General features: G+C 59.3%; 16 protein-coding genes and 3 tRNA genes. 13 read left to right on the top strand and 6 right to left on the bottom strand.

Annotated features, from left to right (window positions below):
- Nucleotides 1–13: 13 nt before the first annotated feature.
- Nucleotides 14–739 (bottom strand): purine-nucleoside phosphorylase, encoded by a 726-nt coding sequence (deoD, locus tag I6I12_RS11130; RefSeq protein WP_200288289.1) that lies wholly within the window; start codon nt 737–739, stop codon nt 14–16.
- A gap of 439 nt (nt 740–1,178) precedes the next feature.
- On the opposite strand from deoD, the gene I6I12_RS11125 reads away from it, so the two are divergent.
- From I6I12_RS11125 to rplA, 7 genes are all read left to right on the top strand, one after another.
- A tRNA-Thr gene (locus tag I6I12_RS11125) sits at nt 1,179–1,254 on the top strand.
- Nucleotides 1,255–1,292: 38 nt separating this feature from the next.
- Nucleotides 1,293–1,364: transfer RNA gene (locus I6I12_RS11120), tRNA-Met, on the top strand.
- A 139-nt stretch (nt 1,365–1,503) separates the two neighbouring features.
- Nucleotides 1,504–1,576 (top strand) — tRNA-Trp (locus tag I6I12_RS11115).
- A gap of 223 nt (nt 1,577–1,799) precedes the next feature.
- A complete protein-coding gene (gene secE / locus I6I12_RS11110) occupies nt 1,800–2,132 on the top strand; it encodes a preprotein translocase subunit SecE (protein ID WP_023020522.1) in 333 nt (110 codons plus the stop codon).
- A 126-nt stretch (nt 2,133–2,258) separates the two neighbouring features.
- Nucleotides 2,259–3,200 carry a transcription termination/antitermination protein NusG gene (nusG, locus tag I6I12_RS11105; RefSeq protein ID WP_200288288.1) on the top strand — a complete coding sequence of 314 codons (942 nt, stop codon included), beginning with the start codon at nt 2,259–2,261 and terminating at the stop codon, nt 3,198–3,200.
- A gap of 172 nt (nt 3,201–3,372) precedes the next feature.
- The gene (gene rplK, locus I6I12_RS11100; protein ID WP_005327961.1) at nt 3,373–3,816 is read left to right on the top strand and encodes a 50S ribosomal protein L11; all 444 of its coding nucleotides are present in this window, start codon (nt 3,373–3,375) and stop codon (nt 3,814–3,816) included.
- 68 nt (nt 3,817–3,884) lie between these two features.
- Entirely contained in the window at nt 3,885–4,589 is a 705-nt protein-coding gene (rplA, locus tag I6I12_RS11095; RefSeq protein ID WP_005322897.1) for a 50S ribosomal protein L1, read from the top strand.
- An 84-nt stretch (nt 4,590–4,673) separates the two neighbouring features.
- Here the strand turns inward: rplA and I6I12_RS11090 are convergent, their stop codons facing one another.
- Genes I6I12_RS11090 through I6I12_RS12110 form a run of 5 tightly spaced genes read right to left on the bottom strand, consistent with a single transcriptional unit; the run spans nt 4,674 to nt 9,710 of the window.
- Nucleotides 4,674–6,062: a type III PLP-dependent enzyme domain-containing protein gene (locus I6I12_RS11090; protein WP_200288287.1), complete on the bottom strand. Its 1,389-nt coding sequence runs from the start codon at nt 6,060–6,062 to the stop codon at nt 4,674–4,676.
- A complete protein-coding gene (locus I6I12_RS11085) occupies nt 6,059–7,360 on the bottom strand; it encodes an FAD/NAD(P)-binding protein (protein ID WP_200288286.1) in 1,302 nt (433 codons plus the stop codon). Before I6I12_RS11085 ends, I6I12_RS11090 begins: the two co-directional genes overlap by 4 nt.
- Entirely contained in the window at nt 7,357–8,373 is a 1,017-nt protein-coding gene (locus I6I12_RS11080) for a pyridoxal-phosphate dependent enzyme (protein ID WP_200288285.1), read from the bottom strand. Before I6I12_RS11080 ends, I6I12_RS11085 begins: the two co-directional genes overlap by 4 nt.
- 32 nt (nt 8,374–8,405) lie before the next feature.
- Entirely contained in the window at nt 8,406–8,882 is a 477-nt protein-coding gene (locus I6I12_RS12115) for an FAD-binding domain-containing protein (RefSeq protein ID WP_349291120.1), read from the bottom strand.
- A 30-nt stretch (nt 8,883–8,912) separates the two neighbouring features.
- Nucleotides 8,913–9,710, bottom strand: coding sequence for a deoxyribodipyrimidine photo-lyase (locus I6I12_RS12110; RefSeq protein WP_349291117.1), 798 nt, complete (start codon nt 9,708–9,710; stop codon nt 8,913–8,915).
- A 313-nt stretch (nt 9,711–10,023) separates the two neighbouring features.
- On the opposite strand from I6I12_RS12110, the gene rplJ reads away from it, so the two are divergent.
- The 6 genes from rplJ to rpoB all read left to right on the top strand — a co-directional run bounded on the left by rplJ (nt 10,024) and on the right by rpoB (nt 16,723).
- Nucleotides 10,024–10,545 (top strand): 50S ribosomal protein L10, encoded by a 522-nt coding sequence (gene rplJ / locus I6I12_RS11070; protein WP_005322886.1) that lies wholly within the window; start codon nt 10,024–10,026, stop codon nt 10,543–10,545.
- 88 nt (nt 10,546–10,633) lie between these two features.
- Nucleotides 10,634–11,023 carry a 50S ribosomal protein L7/L12 gene (gene rplL / locus I6I12_RS11065; protein ID WP_150851002.1) on the top strand — a complete coding sequence of 130 codons (390 nt, stop codon included), beginning with the start codon at nt 10,634–10,636 and terminating at the stop codon, nt 11,021–11,023.
- Between the two features lie 143 nt (nt 11,024–11,166).
- Nucleotides 11,167–11,448, top strand: coding sequence for a type II toxin-antitoxin system RelE/ParE family toxin (locus I6I12_RS11060; RefSeq protein ID WP_200288284.1), 282 nt, complete (start codon nt 11,167–11,169; stop codon nt 11,446–11,448).
- Nucleotides 11,423–11,755, top strand: a complete 333-nt coding sequence (locus I6I12_RS11055; protein WP_200288283.1) for a HigA family addiction module antitoxin — start codon at nt 11,423–11,425, stop codon at nt 11,753–11,755. The genes I6I12_RS11060 and I6I12_RS11055 overlap by 26 nt, the downstream gene beginning before the upstream one ends.
- A 72-nt stretch (nt 11,756–11,827) precedes the next feature.
- Nucleotides 11,828–12,844, top strand: a complete 1,017-nt coding sequence (gene pgfA / locus I6I12_RS11050; protein ID WP_200288282.1) for a cell envelope lipid trafficking protein PgfA — start codon at nt 11,828–11,830, stop codon at nt 12,842–12,844.
- A 384-nt stretch (nt 12,845–13,228) separates the two neighbouring features.
- The gene (gene rpoB, locus I6I12_RS11045; protein WP_200288281.1) at nt 13,229–16,723 is read left to right on the top strand and encodes a DNA-directed RNA polymerase subunit beta; all 3,495 of its coding nucleotides are present in this window, start codon (nt 13,229–13,231) and stop codon (nt 16,721–16,723) included.
- The last annotated feature ends 22 nt before the right edge of the window (nt 16,724–16,745 follow it).

Genomic DNA, 16,745 nt, shown 5'->3' with positions numbered 1-16,745 from the left:
GGAAGGCGTCCTTTTAGTCGAGCGCGTTAAGCGGCAGCGCGAGTTCAATCATGGTGCGGAAAGCGGTTTGGCGTTCTTCGGCGGAAAGCTTGGTACCGTGCACGAGGTTGTCGGATACGGTGAAAAGCCCCAGCGCGTCGACGCCGGCTTCGGCCGCGGTGGCATAAAGCGCTGCGGATTCCATCTCTACGCCGAGCACGCCCATGTGCGCCCAGCGTTCGTTGACGGATTGGTCAAAGTTATAAAAGATATCCGAGCTCAAGATATTGCCCACGTGAATGTGTGCCTGCTGCTTCTCGGATTCATCCACCAAAGCCTTGAGGAGCTTCCACGAGGCGGTCGGAGCGTAGCTGCCCGGCAGGTTGTACTGGCTCAAGAAATTGGAATCGGTGGAGGCGGAGGAGGCGACGATGACATCGTGTAGCTCGATGTCTTCCTGCATAGCGCCGATGGAACCGACGCGGATGAGCTTCTTTACGCCGTAGTTGTGGATGAGCTCCCAGGAGTAGATGCCGATGGAGGGAATACCCATGCCGGTGCCCATGACCGAAACGGGGTTGCCTTTATAGGTGCCGGTAAACCCCAGCATATTGCGCACGCCGTTGAACTGGACGGTGTCTTCCAGGAAGTTTTCGGCGATGAATTGTGCGCGCAGTGGGTCGCCGGGCAGCAAGATGGTTTCTGCAATGGGCGCGCCCTGCGGGTTGATGTGTGGGGTGGCAATATCGGTAGCGGACATAGCTTCGCTCCTCGGTATGGGGTGGGGGATTTTATAGACCAAGCTTAAACCCTCAGGACCCCGAGTCAATGGCCGTATTTGCGGCTGGTCAACAACTGTGGAGAGCCTCACTGGACTCAGCCACCAGCATCCGTGCCGAGGTCACTGCACGCAGTAAGCATTGCCACGCTTGCCGACGCCCCTTTTCCCACACCCCCCAATCCACATGCCTTCGCACGGCTGCCGGTACACGGTAAAAAGCGTGGCCGAGCAGTCCGCAGCGGTGGACTGCCATGCCGTTTCTCTAACAGCATTCAAAAGGTGCGAAAAGGCCTCACAAGGTCTATGCATTTTTACGCTCTGACGTGGCGATTTGTGTAAAACGTTGCAAGCGGGTTAGATTATTGGAGTCCGCAACGGAGAGCACAACGAAATAGCGATGTGTTCAACGCTAGGATGTGCCCCCTTAGCTCAGTCGGCAGAGCGTTTCCATGGTAAGGAAAAGGTCGACAGTTCGATTCTGTCAGGGGGCTCCATTCATGTTCGGAGGAAGAAATTCTCCCAAGGTGAATATGGCGGTGTAGCTCAGTGGTAGAGCAAGCGACTCATAATCGCTGTGTCGCGAGTTCAATTCTCGCCATCGCTACCGGGAAAGAAAGGCGCCCGCAGGGCGCTTTTTTATTACCGCGCTGAAGGCTTTGCAGACCCGCCTGGTTTCAGATTGGAACTATGGCTCTGGTAAGGTCTTCAACGCTTGATGCTGAGGCATTAAGAGATAAAAGAATAGGGGCGTGGCGCAATTGGTAGCGCAACGGTCTCCAAAACCGTAGGTTGCAGGTTCGAGTCCTGTCGCCCCTGCACAGTAAACCCCGTCACTTGATTTCAGGTGGCGGGGTTTGTTCATGCCATATTTTCCCGGTCGAGCCTTGCTCGCCGCTGTGCTCGCCCAATGTATCCAAGGCCACGTCTTATATGTGCGGTGGTCAGCTTTTCATGCAGTGCAAGCTTTGCTAGGGTTGACAAAGTTATGGAGGTGCGCGTTAAGCGCCCTATTAGATTTAGTTCCCAAGGAGGGTTAGCTGTGAGCGATGAGCAGCAGCCGAAGAATTCGGGTGCACCGCGCCCGACCGGTAAGCGTCAGCTCTCTGGTGCGGCTACCACGTCCTCCGCGGACTACGCCGATAAGCACGTCGTCCGCGTAGAGGATAAGAATCACGATGACACCCCAGGTGGTGGCGTAGCCGCTTTCCCTGGCGAGGTGGCAACTGAGATGAAGAAAGTGGTGTGGCCGACCGCTAAGGAGATGCTGCAGTACACCCTCATTACCTTTGCGTTCCTCATCGTCATGACCGTTTTGGTGTGGGGCGTGGACGCTCTGGCTGGTCTCGGAGTTGAGCAGGTTCTCTCTGATTAGTAAGATAGCCGCATAATCTTTTATCCCGCTGTTTCCGCTGAAGGAACGGCGGGATACTTTTTGCCCATACGCGGGCGGGTAGGCTAGTCCTACGCAACGCGCCGAGGAATTTTTGGAGTAAGAATCATGAGCGACGAGAATAACGTCGAAACCGTAGGCACCTCCCTAGAGGAGGCTATGCAGGCCAACGTGCAGGAGCAGGCGGCAGAGCACGCTAGCTCCGTTGAAGAAGCACAGCAGGAGGACGCTACCCCAAGCGCGCCCGCAGCAGAAGAAGCAGCAGAGTCCATCGACGCTGCAGGTGAGTCTGCGGAGGCAGCCGAGGCACCGGAAACGGCAGCGGCCGACGCCGAGGGGGCGAACGCCGAGGGCGCGGCAGAGGCCGCAGCTCCAGAGGCTGGCGAGGATGAGTCCGAAGACGCCGCCTACCGCAAGCGCCTGCGTGCGTTTACCCGCGAGCTGAAGAAGCAGCCGGGCCAGTGGTACATCATTCAGTGCTATTCCGGCTACGAAAACAAGGTAAAGACCAACCTGGACATGCGTGCCCAGACCCTCGAGGTCGAGGACTCTATCTTTGAGGTTGTCGTTCCTATTGAGCAGGTGCTCGAGAACAAGGACGGCAAGAAGAAGATTGTGAAGCGCAAGCTGCTGCCGGGCTACGTCCTCGTCCGCGCCGAACTCAATGACGCCGCTTGGTCCGTCATCCGTGAAACCCCTGGTGTGACCTCCTTCGTGGGCAACGAGGGCAACGCCACCCCGGTTAAAACCCGTGATGTGGCTAAATTCCTGATGCCGAACGAAGCACCGTCCACCAAGGGCGATGCCGCCCCGAATGAGGCTGAGGGCGAGCAGGTCGTGGCCATGCCAGAAAAGGAAGTGGCAAAGAAGTACGCCCACGACTTCGAGGTGGGCGAGGCAGTGACCATCCTGTCCGGCCCGCTGGCCGCAGTCTCCGCCACTATTTCCGAGATCGACCCAGAGACCGGCAAGATGCAGGGGCTGGTATCCATCTTTGGCCGCGAGACCCCAGTGGAGTTGTCGCCGACCGAGATCGAGCGCATCTCCTAAAAGTGATTTTGTGCAGGGCGCACGGTGTTCTAAACTGGAACGCCGTGCGCCTTTGGCGTGCGTATAAGAAAAACGTTTCATCCTCCGGTGGCCCACTGAAGGTGAGCATCCGGACGGGATCCCGTTATTCATCGTGGCGGCTATCCCGGTAACACAGGAAAGAGGTAATTCGATGGCTCCTAAGAAGAAGGTATCTGGCTTCATCAAGCTGCAGATCGAGGCAGGCGCTGCTAACCCGGCACCGCCAGTTGGCCCGGCACTGGGTGCCCACGGCGTCAACATCATGGAATTCTGCAAGGCTTATAACGCCGCTACCGAGAACCAGCGTGGCAACGTGGTTCCGGTTGAGATCACCGTCTACGAGGACCGTTCCTTCGACTTCAAGCTGAAGACCCCGCCGGCAGCCAAGCTGCTGCTGAAGGCCGCTGGCATCAAGAAGGGCTCCGGCGTTCCACACACCGACAAGGTCGGCTCTGTGTCTTGGGACCAGTGCAAGGAAATCGCAGAGACCAAGTTTGCGGACCTGAACGCACGTGACATCGAGAACGGCGCTCGCATCATCGCCGGTACCGCACGCTCCATGGGCATCACCGTTGATGGCGCACCGGAGAAGTAAAAACTTTATGTGGTAGGGCCAGCTACGGCCCGCCGAACACCACACCAATCCAGAAAAGGAATTGTTAAATGAGCACCAAGTCTAAGGCTTATAAGGCCGCTGCGGAACTGGTAGATAAGTCCCGCCTGTACCGCCCGATCGAGGCCACCAAGCTGGCTAAGGAGACCTCCTCCAAGAACTTCGACGCCACCGTTGATGTTGTCTTCCGTTTGGGTGTTGACCCGCGCAAGGCTGACCAGCTGGTTCGCGGCACCGTTTCCCTGCCTAATGGCACCGGTAAGGACGTTCGCGTTGCTGTCTTCGCAGAAGGCGAGAAGGCTACCGCCGCTCAGGAAGCTGGCGCTGACATCGTCGGCACCGCTGAACTGATCGAGCAGATCAACGAGGGCAACATCGACTTCGACGTTGCTATCGCTACCCCGGATCAGATGGCCAAGGTTGGCCGCGTTGCCCGCGTCTTGGGCCCACGTGGTCTGATGCCGAACCCGAAGACCGGCACCGTTACCGCAGACGTTGCTAAGGCAATCTCTGAGGTTAAGGGCGGCAAGATCTCCTTCCGCGTTGATAAGGCTGCTAACCTGCACGCCATCATCGGTAAGGCTTCCTTCGATGCTGAGAAGCTGGCTGAGAACTACGGCGCCCTCATGGATGAGATCCAGCGCCTGAAGCCTTCTTCCGCTAAGGGCATCTACATCAAGCGCGCTACCATCTCCACCACCTCCGGCCCGGGCATCCCGGTTGACGGTTCCGTGGTCAAGGATTACACCGCTTAAGCAGTTCTGACCACTGCGTTTAAGGCTAAAGGGCTTAGAGGCAATTCCTCGAAGCCCTTTTTCTATATCTCGAGCCACTAGTAGTTATGTGGCGTCAATATCGTCTGGCACCCATTCGCCGCCGTCGTAGTAGACGTTTCGAGCCAAGGGGATCTGGTGCGAAGCAGACTCGAGGATGTGCATAAAATATCCGGCCGTGTTGGGAATGGCGAGGGTATCTCCTACGGCAACGCCCGCTGGAAAGTCCAGTTCGCGGCGCAGAATCACCTCGTCTTCAATGCAGTAGGCACCGACTACAAAGCCGGTACGTCGCTCGCGGGAGACCTCCTTTGCTGAACCGGCTGTAGGCACGAGGAGGGGGTCTAGCAGGATGTCATCCGCGGCGGTCCGGCACTGCGTGCGATTCATCGCCACACCGATAAGGGGCAGGCCATCAGAACGTTCTTTGAGAAAGCTCACCTCGGCGAGGATGACACCGCAGCCGTCGAGGAGGCTGCGGCCCGGTTCTAGATGGAGGGCGATGTCCCGCTCTCGCAGGGCACCACCGGCGTTGCCGTAGCCGGGGACCTCACCGGAGAGAAGTTGGTTCAGCCACTGACCGCGCGTCGGTTCCTGCCAGAAGGGATAAGTATTGGAGAGCGGATCCGATTTCCAGGTAAAGCGGTCACCGGTACCAGCGCGTTGCGTGGAGATACGCGCTGTGTAGTTTTCCCACTGCTCGCGGGATTCTAAATAGCTCATGGGCACGCCGCCGCCGATATCGATGAAATTAGCGGGTTGGTTCTTTGCGCGTAGGTGCTCGGCTAGAGCAATGGCCTCTGCAAGGGCGGTGCGGCGGTCGGCCTCGCTATAGCCATGCAGATGGACGTGGACGCCCACGGCACGAAGCTCCGCGGGCCACTCCGCTTTCTGCCATGCAGGTAGCCTTTCCCCGAAGCGGGTCGGTGGTAAGGCGTCTGGATCTGGAGCAAGGCGTGGCGCTACGCGGGCGGTGGTTTCTAAAGCTCGCGCGATGGCGGCGATGCGGCCGCATTCTGCGCGAGAATCGCACGAGATAGTAACGCCACGCGAAACCGCGAGGCGGAGCAAACCATCGGTTTTGATAGCAGCGCTGAGGATGATGCGCTCTGGGGCTACACCGCGGTCGAGCACTTGGCGGAGCTCGTTCTCGCTGGCTACATCAACCCCGAGTCCGGCATTGCGCGCAGCATCGACAAAACACAGCGCCTTATTGGCTTTGCGTGCGAAAAACACCTGAGTGTCCACGCCGTGGGAAGCGCCCGCATCGAGCAACTCCTGGGCATTGTGGCGCAGCGGAGCGGGATTCAACACGTTCACCGGAGAACCATAGCGCGAGGTCAATGCGCTGACGTGCTGCGGGTTTTCGACGAGCTCACGCATCCACCGTTCCCACCGGGCGCGCAAGGGGACGGTGCCGTGAACGGGTAAGGGTTCTACAGGGGTGGTGGTCATGGGTTTCCTACTTTCTCCGCCCAGTGGGGGATGTCATCGTGCACGGAACGGTTAAGGGAGTCATGGCCGGGCAGGGAGAGCTCATTCATCCGGCCAATTTCCACCACGCCAGGAACGTCGTGGAAGGGGGAGGGGGTGGCTTGGGGAGCAACGGTGGCGTCAATAAGCAGGTCCACGCCGCCCTTTTCCCGCCAGGAATCTATCTGCCCAGGCGTGCCTAGGTAGTCGGTATTCACCACACCGGAGTGGATCAGCTCGAGCAGACGCCTGGCTGTGACTGGTGGCGGGCCAAAGGCCACCCGCTCGAGGGTGCGTGAGAGCTCGCGGAACCCTGGCATTCGGCCGTGCGCCTGGTGCCAATCGACGCAGTCTTGGAAGACCCCACGAAAAGCCGCGCCCACCGCCGCGGCCGGGGTCAGGGGACCAGTGCCCTCGGCCGCACGTAGGGAAGCCTCGAGCTCAGCGAGCGCATCGCCGGTGAAATCCTGACCATCAATAATGGCTGTTAGTTCCGCACTAGAGAAGTCACCGAACTCGGCTGCGGCCCCGATGAGGATCTCGCGCAAGTCTGCGGCGTTAGTGATGTGCGCACAGGCCTGCCGCCACCGCGTCGAAACCTCCGGCAGCGGTGCCTCCGGAGAGGGCTTTACCTCCATGAATCGCCCGCTGCGGCTCACCGGATAAATGACCTCGGCGGTATCGCCATAAAGCAGGCATACATCGATAAAGCTTAAGGCGGCACCGCGCACGCCGATTCGCCGTGGAGCGCTAGGGAGGTCGGCTCCGAAATAGAGACCGGTGACGGGCACACGCGAAGTTTCGTGGACCAAGGAACCAGCATGCAAATGGTCGTGGCCGGTGCAGACTAGGACGTCGTCGAAGGGGGTGCCGTCGACCACGAAGCCTTCTCCGTCGTTGCTCACTTCGCTCACGCGGTGCGGCAAGTGGCGGATGCCAACGTGCGCCGGCGCGCGCTGCAATGCGGCGGACCAGGTATCGGCGAGGAATTGGCCCACTTCGGCGCGCGGTGGGAAGGCATCGGTGGTGTCCCCACCGCGGCGGGCCCGCCAATCGTTGAAATTATCGTGGGCGGTGGTGACGATGGCGCAGTTGACGTTGAGGCGCCAGTGCGGTGGCTGCTGCGGGCGGTAGACAGCGCCTGCACCGGCCGGATAAGGATCGAAGACCGTGACATCGATGGGGATGCTGGCGCGCTCGATGAGTTCCTCTACGGCCCAGAGACCGCGCGGACCGCCTCCGATGATGGCAATGCGTCGGGCAGGCTTAGCGGAAGTCACTGCGCCGTCCCTTCGATGCGCGCCGCGAGTTCAGAGGGTGAAATGTCGAAGTTTTCGCATACCCAGGAGTCGTTATAAATGGTGTCGAGGTAAGGCTGGCCGGCGTCGTGCAGCACGGCAACCACCTCCGCCCCCGCCGGTAGGGAGGGGGCGAGGCGCTGGAAGGCGGCGATGACGGCACCGCCGGAAGCGCCAGGCAGTAGGCCCTCTGCTTGAGCGAGCTGTCGGGCAGCAACGATGGCTTCAAGATCGGGGACCCGCTCGACGGAAGAAGGCGAAAACTTGGTGGATAGGTCGGTCACGATACCTGCGCCATAGCCAGGCAGCATGCGGGTGCCACGCTCACCACCAAAAAGCACGGAGCCTTCCGCATCAACGCCGATTGTGTGGGTGTCGGCGCCCAGCTCGGAGAGCTTGCGTACGCAGCCGCCAAGGGTTCCGGTGGTGCTCATAGCCACGAGCAGATGACTGGGCGCCTGACCGAGCTGGTCCAGAATCTCAGTCATAGTGCCTTCCGCGTGGGCGTGGAAGGCGGCTTCATTGGAATACTGGTTGAGGTTGAAAGAATCGGGAATCTCTTCCAAAAGCTCGGCCACGCGGGTGCGGCGGGCGGTAAGCCAATCGCCGGTTTCTGGATCGGGGTGATCGAGCAATTCCACGTGTGCGCCGTAGGCCCGCATGGTGGCCACCGTAGAAGCGTTGACGCGCGGATCTACCACGCAGTGGAACTTCATTCCTTGCAGTGGGGCTTGGCGAGCTAGAGCCATGCCCAGGTTGCCGGAGGAAGATTCCACCAGCGTCGAACCCGGCCGGATATCGCCGGCTTCGAGGGCTGCCTGGATAAGGGCTCGGGCGGTCCGGTCTTTGGCAGAACCGCCGAGGTTGAATTGTTCGAGTTTGAGATAGAGGTGGACATCCGGCCGGGGGCTAATCGCCTCCACTCGCATGAGTGGGGTGTTGCCGATGGGCGGGTGCGCTTGAGAATGAATCCTGGGGCTCATCATTGGCCCCATGGTAGACCTTTACGTCTACCTTTTCCGCCGGCTTAGTCTTTGATCTCCGCATAGGCATCGAGCGCGGCTTGGCGTGATTCCTTTAGGTCCACGATGGGCGGAGCAGATAGCGCGGGTGCCCAGCGGCGCACGTACTCGCCCTTAGGATCGAAGCGCTGGGCCTGCGTTTCGGGGTTGAAGATGCGAAAGAAAGGCGCGGCATCATCGCCGCAGCCGGCCACCCACTGCCAATTGAACGGGTTCGAGGCGGCATCGGCGTCCACCAAGGTGTCCCAGAACCATTCCTCGCCCAGGCACCAGTGGATACCGAGGTTCTTGGTGAGGAAGGATCCCACCACCATCCGTACGCGGTTGTGCATATAGCCGGTGGCCCATAGCTCGCGCATTCCGGCGTCGACAAGCGCAATGCCCGTCGTACCGGACTGCCAGTCTGTCAGGCGTGGGTCATCCCAGGACCAATCGAAGCGGTCGAATTTTTCCCGTACGTTTTCGGTAGCAAGGTTGGGCAGGTGGTAGAGGCGATGTCAGGCAAAGTCACGTCACAGTAGCTCGGAGTGGAATTTGGCGCACTCCGGCTCTTCGGCTGCGGCGAACCACACCTCGCGCGGGGAGACCTCGCCAAAGCGCAGGTGGGGCGAGAGGAGGGAGGTGGCATTAAGCGCGGGGATATCGCGTTCCTTGGCGTAGTTGGCCAGATCCAGCTGGGCTAGGCGCTCCCGCGCTCCGGCTTCCCCGGGCGTCCAGTGCTCGGCCAGGGATGCGGCCCACGCCGGCTCGGTGGGCTTGGGCCAGGAACACGCAATGCTTGCCGACGTCCCCAACTCCGGCACCCCCTCCGGCCCATCGCCTGCTACTTGGGAGGACGCGGTCTTGGAGAAGGGAGTAAAGACCTTATAGGGCTGGCCCTGGCCATTGGTAACCTCCCAGGGTTCGACCAGGGTGAAGCCGGGTGAAGAAGTGGCGGTAATGCCACGAGCAGTCAAGTTTTCCTTGACCGCGGCATCAACCTCGCGCAGCGGGCCGTGGTAGCGGCGCGTCCACGTGACGGTAGTGGCGCCGAGTTCGGCGGCTAGGCGGGGGATTTCCACGCGGGCATCACCGGCGACGCGAATGAGCTCCACGCCGTGCTCGGCGAGGTCGTGTGCAAGGGCATAAAGGGAACGCTCGCGCCACCACGTGGTGGCGCCGCCCAGTGGGCGGGTGCCCGGATATGCCGGCTCGTCGAGCACGACGGCGACCAAGGGAACGCCTGCAAGCGAGGCGGCTTCGGCCGCGCGGCGAAGGGCCTGGTTATCGTGTAGGCGCAGGTCATCGCGAAACCACATCAGGCAGGTCATGTCGGCTATCCTACGCGGCGAAAACGGGGATTTGGAGAAACCGTGGGTGGGAAGGTAGTGTTTTCCACGAAGTTTGAACGGCCGCTTCAGGCCGAGTCAAAGTTCACCGAAGACCGTTGGTCATCCATTTGGATCGAAGGTTCTCCATCCTAGGAGGCGGCCCACGCAGGAGACACTTTGCGATTATTCGCGGCATTCTCTTATGTCGCGCGCCCTGTGCTCTTGCACGGGGCTTTTGTTATTTCGGGTAACCGAAATAAGGAAGGTCCCGGCGGAATAATAAAAGAGATGTTTTGGAAGGAGGCGAGAGACAATGGCAAACCCAAAGAACACTGCAGACCTGGCAGAGCTGAAGGAGAAGCTGGCTGGCGCTAACTCTGTTGTATTGACCGAGTACCGCGGCCTGACCGTATCCCAGCTGCAGGAGCTGCGTAACGATCTGGGATTTGACGTTGAATACTCCGTCGCCAAGAACACCCTTTTCAAGATCGCTGCCAAGGAAGCTGGCATCGAAGGTCTTGATGATTTGCTGACTGGCCCGACCGCAATTGCGTTCATCAAGGGTGAGGCAGTGGATGCTGCGAAGGTCATCACCAAGTTCGCTGATGACAACAAGGCACTCATCATCAAGGGTGGCTACATGGACGGCAATGCACTGTCTGCCGACCAGGTTGAGGCCATCGCCAAGCTGGACAACCGCGAGACCACCCTCGCAAAGCTGGCTGGCGCTATGAAGGGTTCTATGGCGAAGGCAGCCGCTCTCTTCAACGCTCCTGCAACCAAGGCTGTACGTACCGTCGCAGCCCTGCAGGACAAGAAGGAAGCAGAAGCTTAAGTCGTCACAAAAGACGCACAATTACAACACCGTGCGCGTTGCCTAATGTAGGTGCAGCGCTCACACAACACAGAAAGGACTTGCCATCATGGCTAAGCTCACCAAGGACGAGCTCATTGAAGCTTTCAAGGAAATGACCCTCATCGAACTGTCCGAGTTCGTTAAGGAATTTGAAGAGGTATTCGACGTTGAGGCTGCTGCTCCGGTTGCTGCTGTTGCAGCTGGCGCTCCGGCTGAGGGCGGCGCTGGTGCCGCTGAGGAGAAGACCGAGTTCGACGTCGTTCTGACCGACGCTGGCGCTAAGAAGATTGGCGTTATTAAGGCTGTCCGCGAGATCGTCTCCGGCCTGGGCCTGAAGGAAGCTAAGGAAATGGTCGAGGGTGCTCCTAAGGCTATCCTCGAGGGCGCTTCCAAGGACGACGCTGAGGCTGCTAAGGCTAAGCTGGAAGAGGCTGGCGCTTCCGTCGAGCTCAAGTAATTTCACTGAGCTTTCCGCTTTTAAATCCCCACTTCTACCGCTGCACGCGGTGGGAGCTGGGGATTTCCTCGTTTTGTGTTTGCGAGCGTAGTGCGTGGAGTGCAGCAATGGCCAATAGTGTCAAAGTATGACACCATGGCGTTGTGGAGTTTAGGAGGGATAGCTTAGAGCGCTTTCACACAGATGGTAAGGCGCCAAAGTATGTACCTCCTGAACTGCGGAAGATCCTGCGCCGCAAACTCATCATGATTGACCGGTCCGTTTCCCTAGCTGATTTAAGGATTCCACCAGCAAATCGTTTGGAGAGGCTGAAAGGGCAGTGGGACGGATTTTATTCCATCCGCGTTAACGCGCAGTGGAGAGTAGTTTTTCGATGGACAGGGAAAGGAGCTGTGGACGTTGACTTCATCGATTATCACAAATGAGGGAGAGGAAGCTTCGGATATCATATCCGTTCCACACCCTGGGGAGGTTCTGCGCGAGGAGTTTCTGGAGCCGCTCGGACTTACTCAATACCGCTTAGCCAGGGATATTTTTAGCTCCAAATCCCAAATTTCAAAGCTGGTCCGTGGACGCATTGGGATTAGTGCGGAAATGGCGCTTCGTCTCTCTGCCTATTTTGGCAATTCGGCGGAGTTTTGGCTGGGACTGCAGGAAGAGTTTGATCTTTGGCGCGCGCGCCAAACCACGGATACTAGCAGTATCGTTGCTTGGAATAAGCACACTGCTTAGAAATCAATCCGGCACGGCGGGGTGGCCTGTAGAAACCAGGAATTTCCGCCAAGGGCTGTAGAATTAGCCCCCATGCTGCCCAAGTCCCGCATTTTTTCCGTCCTGCTCCTAGGCTTCGGTGTCGCGTTGATCGCCGCTAGTGTTGTGGCGCCGGCATTTTTGGATTTTTCCCCGCGGCTGCCGCTGAACCTGAAAAACAGCACCTGGACATTGCACGATGATTCCGCGGATTCCCAGCAATTGTCCAAGGATGGTTCCACGCCGTATTCAGGCCCCATGACTTACCAGATCAACATGGATATCCAAGAGCCCTCGGACGAAGAGAAGGCTACCGTGCGCATCGGTGAGACGCGTATGCGCGGCGAGGGCGAAGGCTTAAACGACTTGAGCCAGGCCCAGGTGTGGACCTACCCGGTGGACCGCCTGAGTGGTGAAGCTATGGGGGAGGCCTCGTTGAGCCATACGCTCGCGACTCCATCAGACACGGTGACCATAGACGGCTACTGGCTCAAGTTCCCCGCGGATACCGAAAAGACCAATTATCCAGTCTTTGACCCGACGCTGCGCAAGGCCGTCGATGCAGTCTTTGAAGAAGAAACCACGATGGATGGCCGTACGGTCTACCGTTATCACCAAGAAATTGAGCCGACGAACGTAGCGCAGCTTTATGCAGCCGATGGGAATACCACCAGCCTGCCCAAGGAGGGCGGCGGCGAGGAACAGGGGTATTTGACCCACTCCGGGAACCGTGACTTCTATGTAGACCAACAAACCGGACTCGTGGTGGGTATGGATGTAGACATCGATGACTACTACGCAGACCGCGAAGGTGTGGGCCGCGTGCGTGCCTTCGTCTTTGATGGTTCTACCTCCGAAGAGGACCAAAAAGAGCTGCTGAAGGAAGCCGCAGAATTCCCGCGCGATCGCGTGGCGGAGATTGTCCGCTGGATAGTCATTGGAGTAGGCGCGCTGCTTGCATTACTAGGAATCATCGGTGCGCTGGGATTATTTGGCGGAAAGAATAAGCATGCCCGCCGGCGTGGCCACCACGCGCACAATGGTGGAAGCGCGGTGCCGGTGAGCCGCTAAAAGAGCAGCTAGGAGCCTCAATCGCCGGCAGGGTTGCGGTATAGAGAGATTTTAGTGGTAGGGTGCTCACTGGTTGTCGCGCACATAGTCGTGGCATGGACGCGTTAGCGCCGCGGCGAGCACGAGCTTGCCCCCTAGCGTGGTAGCGACACGCCCCAATTGTGGTGTGTCTTTACATGACAGGTCTTTTCCTATAAGCTATTTCGTTGCGCTGGAATCTGGATCTTCGGTGCACATTTAGCCTTTCAGGCCGGTGATGGCAAAACCGACTTGACAAGGTGATTTTGTGCATTCTGAACCCAGACACTCCACAGCAGACCGAATGCTAGAATTACCAGCGGTTTTGCGGCTCGTCGGCCAGGGCGAGCAGGCAATCCGCGTGAGGTGCTGGAAGGACCCATCTTGGCAGTCTCCCGCCAGACCAAGTCAGTGGCCAATATCCCCGGAGCCCCGAAGCGATACTCGTTTGCAAAAATTAGCGAGCCCATCGCCCTGCCGGGTCTCCTTGACGTACAACTTGATTCTTTTGCTTGGCTCGTCGGCTCGCCGGAATGGCGCGAGCGCGAGCAGGCTGCGCGTGGCGATGATGCCCGCGTAACGAGCGGCCTCGAGGACATCCTCGAAGAGCTCTCGCCGATTGAGGACTACTCGGGCAATATGTCCCTGTCCTTGTCGGAGCCGCGCTTTGAACCGGTGAAAAACACCGTGGATGAGTGCAAGGAAAAGGACATCAACTACTCCGCGCCGCTGTACGTGACCGCAGAGTTTATCAATAACGACACCCAAGAGATTAAGTCGCAGACCGTTTTTATCGGCGATTTCCCGATGATGACGGATATGGGCACGTTCATCGTGAACGGTACCGAGCGCGTCGTCGTCTCTCAGCTGGTGCGCTCCCCGGGCGTGTACTTCGATCGCTCGATCGATAAGTCCACCGAGCGTCCGCTGCACTCCGTGAAGGTTATTCCTTCCCGCGGTGCATGGTTGGAGTTCGACGTCGACAAGCGCGATACCGTCGGCGTGCGCATTGACCGCAAGCGCCGCCAGCCGGTTACCGTGCTGCTTAAGGCACTGGGCTGGAGCGAGGAACAGATCAAGGATCGCTTCGGCTTTTCCGAGCTTATGATGTCCACCCTGGAATCTGATGGTGTGGCAAATACCGATGAGGCATTGCTGGAGATTTACCGTAAGCAGCGCCCAGGCGAGCAGCCAACCCGTGAATTGGCACAGTCCTTGCTGGATAACTCCTTCTTCCGTGCGAAGCGTTACGACCTGGCAAAGGTCGGCCGCTACAAGGTCAACCGCAAGCTGGGTCTGGGCGGCGACCACGATGGTCTGATGACCCTGACCGAGGAAGACATTGCCGTCACCCTCGAGTACCTGGTCCGCCTGCACGTAGGCGAGCGCGAGATGAAGGCGCCAAACGGCGAGATGATCTCCTTGCACACGGATGACATCGACCACTTTGGTAACCGCCGCCTGCGCACCGTAGGCGAGCTCATCCAGAATCAGGTCCGCGTGGGCCTGTCCCGTATGGAGCGCGTTGTGCGCGAGCGCATGACCACCCAGGACGCGGAGTCCATCACTCCGACCTCCCTGATTAACGTGCGCCCGGTCTCTGCTGCTATCCGCGAGTTCTTCGGCACCTCGCAGCTGTCCCAGTTCATGGACCACAACAACTCGCTGTCCGGCCTGACTCACAAGCGCCGTTTGTCCGCGCTGGGCCCGGGCGGTCTGTCCCGTGAGCGCGCCGGCATTGAGGTGCGAGACGTTCACGCTTCTCACTACGGCCGCATGTGCCCGATTGAGACTCCTGAGGGGCCGAACATTGGCCTGATTGGCGCGCTGGCTTCCTATGCCCGCGTGAATGCCTTTGGCTTCATCGAGACCCCGTACCGCAAGGTTGTGGACGGCAAGATTACCGATCAGGTGGAGTACCTCACCGCTGATGAAGAGGATCGCTTCGCTATTGCTCAGGCTGAGGTCGAGCAGGATGCAGAGGGCAACCTCACCGGCGAGCGTATTGAGGTCCGCCTAAAGGACGGCGATATTGGACTTACCGATGCCTCTGGTGTGGACTACGTTGACGTCTCCCCACGCCAGATGGTGTCCGTGGGTACCGCCATGATTCCGTTCTTGGAGCACGACGATGCTAACCGTGCCCTGATGGGTGCGAACATGCAGAAGCAGGCCGTGCCGCTGGTTCGCTCCGAGGCTCCGCTGGTAGGTACCGGCATGGAGCAGCGCGCTGCTTATGACGCTGGCGACGTTGTTATCACTCCGAAGGCCGGTGTGGTAGAAAACGTCACCGCTGATGTCATCACCATCATGGATGATGAGGGCCAGCGCGACACCTACATCCTGCGTAAGTTCGAGCGCACCAACCAGGGCACCAACTACAACCAGACCCCGCTGGTTTCTATGGGCGAGCGCGTAGAGGCCGGCCAGGTTCTGGCCGATGGCCCTGGTACCCACAATGGTGAGATGTCCCTCGGCCGCAACCTGCTGGTTGCCTTCATGCCGTGGGAAGGCCACAACTACGAGGACGCCATCATCCTCAACCAGCGCATCGTGGAAGAGGACATCTTGACCTCCGTCCACATCGAGGAGCACGAGATCGATGCTCGCGATACCAAGCTGGGCGCTGAGGAAATCACCCGCGAGATCCCGAACGTCTCTGAAGACGTCTTGAGCGATCTGGACGAGCGCGGCATCATCCGCATCGGTGCCGACGTCCGCGCCGGTGACATCCTGGTGGGCAAGGTCACCCCGAAGGGCGAGACCGAGCTGACTCCGGAGGAGCGCCTGCTGCGCGCCATCTTCGGTGAGAAGGCCCGCGAGGTTCGCGATACCTCCATGAAGGTCCCGCACGGTGAGGTAGGCAAGGTCATTGGCGTTGCCCGCTTCTCCCGCGATGATGATGACGATCTGGCCCCTGGCGTCAACGAGATGATTCGCGTCTACGTGGCCCAGAAGCGCAAGATCCAGGACGGCGATAAGATGGCCGGCCGCCACGGCAACAAGGGTGTTGTGGGCAAGATTCTGCCGCCAGAGGATATGCCGTTCATGGAAGACGGCACCCCGGTAGACATCCTGCTGAACACCCACGGTGTGCCACGTCGTATGAACATCGGCCAGGTCCTCGAGGTTCACCTGGGCTGGTTGGCACACGCCGGTTGGAAGGTTGACACCGAGGATCCGAAGAACGCCGAGCTGCTCAAGACCCTGCCGGAAGAGCTCTATGACGTTCCTGCGGATTCCTTGACCGCGACCCCGGTCTTCGACGGTGCTACCAACCATGAGATCGAGCGCCTGCTGGCTTCCTCCCGTCCTAACCGCGACGGCGATGTGCTGGTGGATGAGCACGGCAAGGCCACGCTTTTCGACGGCCGCTCGGGCGAACCGTACAAGTACCCAATTTCGGTTGGCTACATGTACATGCTCAAGCTGCACCACTTGGTCGATGAGAAGATTCACGCCCGTTCCACCGGTCCTTACTCCATGATTACCCAGCAGCCGCTGGGTGGTAAGGCCCAGTTCGGTGGCCAGCGCTTCGGCGAAATGGAGGTGTGGGCAATGCAGGCATACGGCGCTGCCTACACCCTGCAGGAGCTGCTGACCATCAAGTCCGATGACGTCGTCGGCCGCGTGAAGGTCTACGAAGCCATTGTTAAGGGCGACAATATTCCAGATCCGGGCATCCCTGAGTCCTTCAAGGTGTTGCTCAAGGAGCTGCAGTCCCTGTGCTTGAACGTGGAAGTTCTTTCCACCGACGGCACGCCGATGGAGCTGTCTGGCTCTGATGACGATGACATGGATAGCCCATCGCTTGGCATTAACCTGTCCCGCGATGAGGGTTCTTCCGCTGACATCGCCTAATTAGTTTCTTGGTCCACCACGG

Origin of the sequence: Corynebacterium kefirresidentii (assembly GCF_016599755.1) — a bacterium.
GTDB classification, from domain to species: Bacteria; Actinomycetota; Actinomycetes; order Mycobacteriales; family Mycobacteriaceae; genus Corynebacterium; species Corynebacterium kefirresidentii.
The sequence above is the reverse complement of the archived record's forward strand: the minus strand, read 5'-3'. Positions and strand labels throughout refer to the sequence as shown.

Excerpts from the sequence above, each read along its gene's own strand:
- deoD (WP_200288289.1), bottom strand. The coding sequence starts at position 739 with ATGTCCGCTACCGATATTGCCACCCCACACATCAACCCGCAGGGCGCG.
- nusG (WP_200288288.1), top strand. The coding sequence starts at position 2,259 with ATGAGCGACGAGAATAACGTCGAAACCGTAGGCACCTCCCTAGAGGAG.
- rplK (WP_005327961.1), top strand. The coding sequence starts at position 3,373 with ATGGCTCCTAAGAAGAAGGTATCTGGCTTCATCAAGCTGCAGATCGAG.
- rplA (WP_005322897.1), top strand. The coding sequence starts at position 3,885 with ATGAGCACCAAGTCTAAGGCTTATAAGGCCGCTGCGGAACTGGTAGAT.
- I6I12_RS11090 (WP_200288287.1), bottom strand. The coding sequence starts at position 6,062 with ATGACCACCACCCCTGTAGAACCCTTACCCGTTCACGGCACCGTCCCC.
- I6I12_RS11080 (WP_200288285.1), bottom strand. The coding sequence starts at position 8,373 with ATGGGGCCAATGATGAGCCCCAGGATTCATTCTCAAGCGCACCCGCCC.
- I6I12_RS12110 (WP_349291117.1), bottom strand. The coding sequence starts at position 9,710 with ATGACCTGCCTGATGTGGTTTCGCGATGACCTGCGCCTACACGATAAC.
- rplJ (WP_005322886.1), top strand. The coding sequence starts at position 10,024 with ATGGCAAACCCAAAGAACACTGCAGACCTGGCAGAGCTGAAGGAGAAG.
- rplL (WP_150851002.1), top strand. The coding sequence starts at position 10,634 with ATGGCTAAGCTCACCAAGGACGAGCTCATTGAAGCTTTCAAGGAAATG.
- pgfA (WP_200288282.1), top strand. The coding sequence starts at position 11,828 with ATGCTGCCCAAGTCCCGCATTTTTTCCGTCCTGCTCCTAGGCTTCGGT.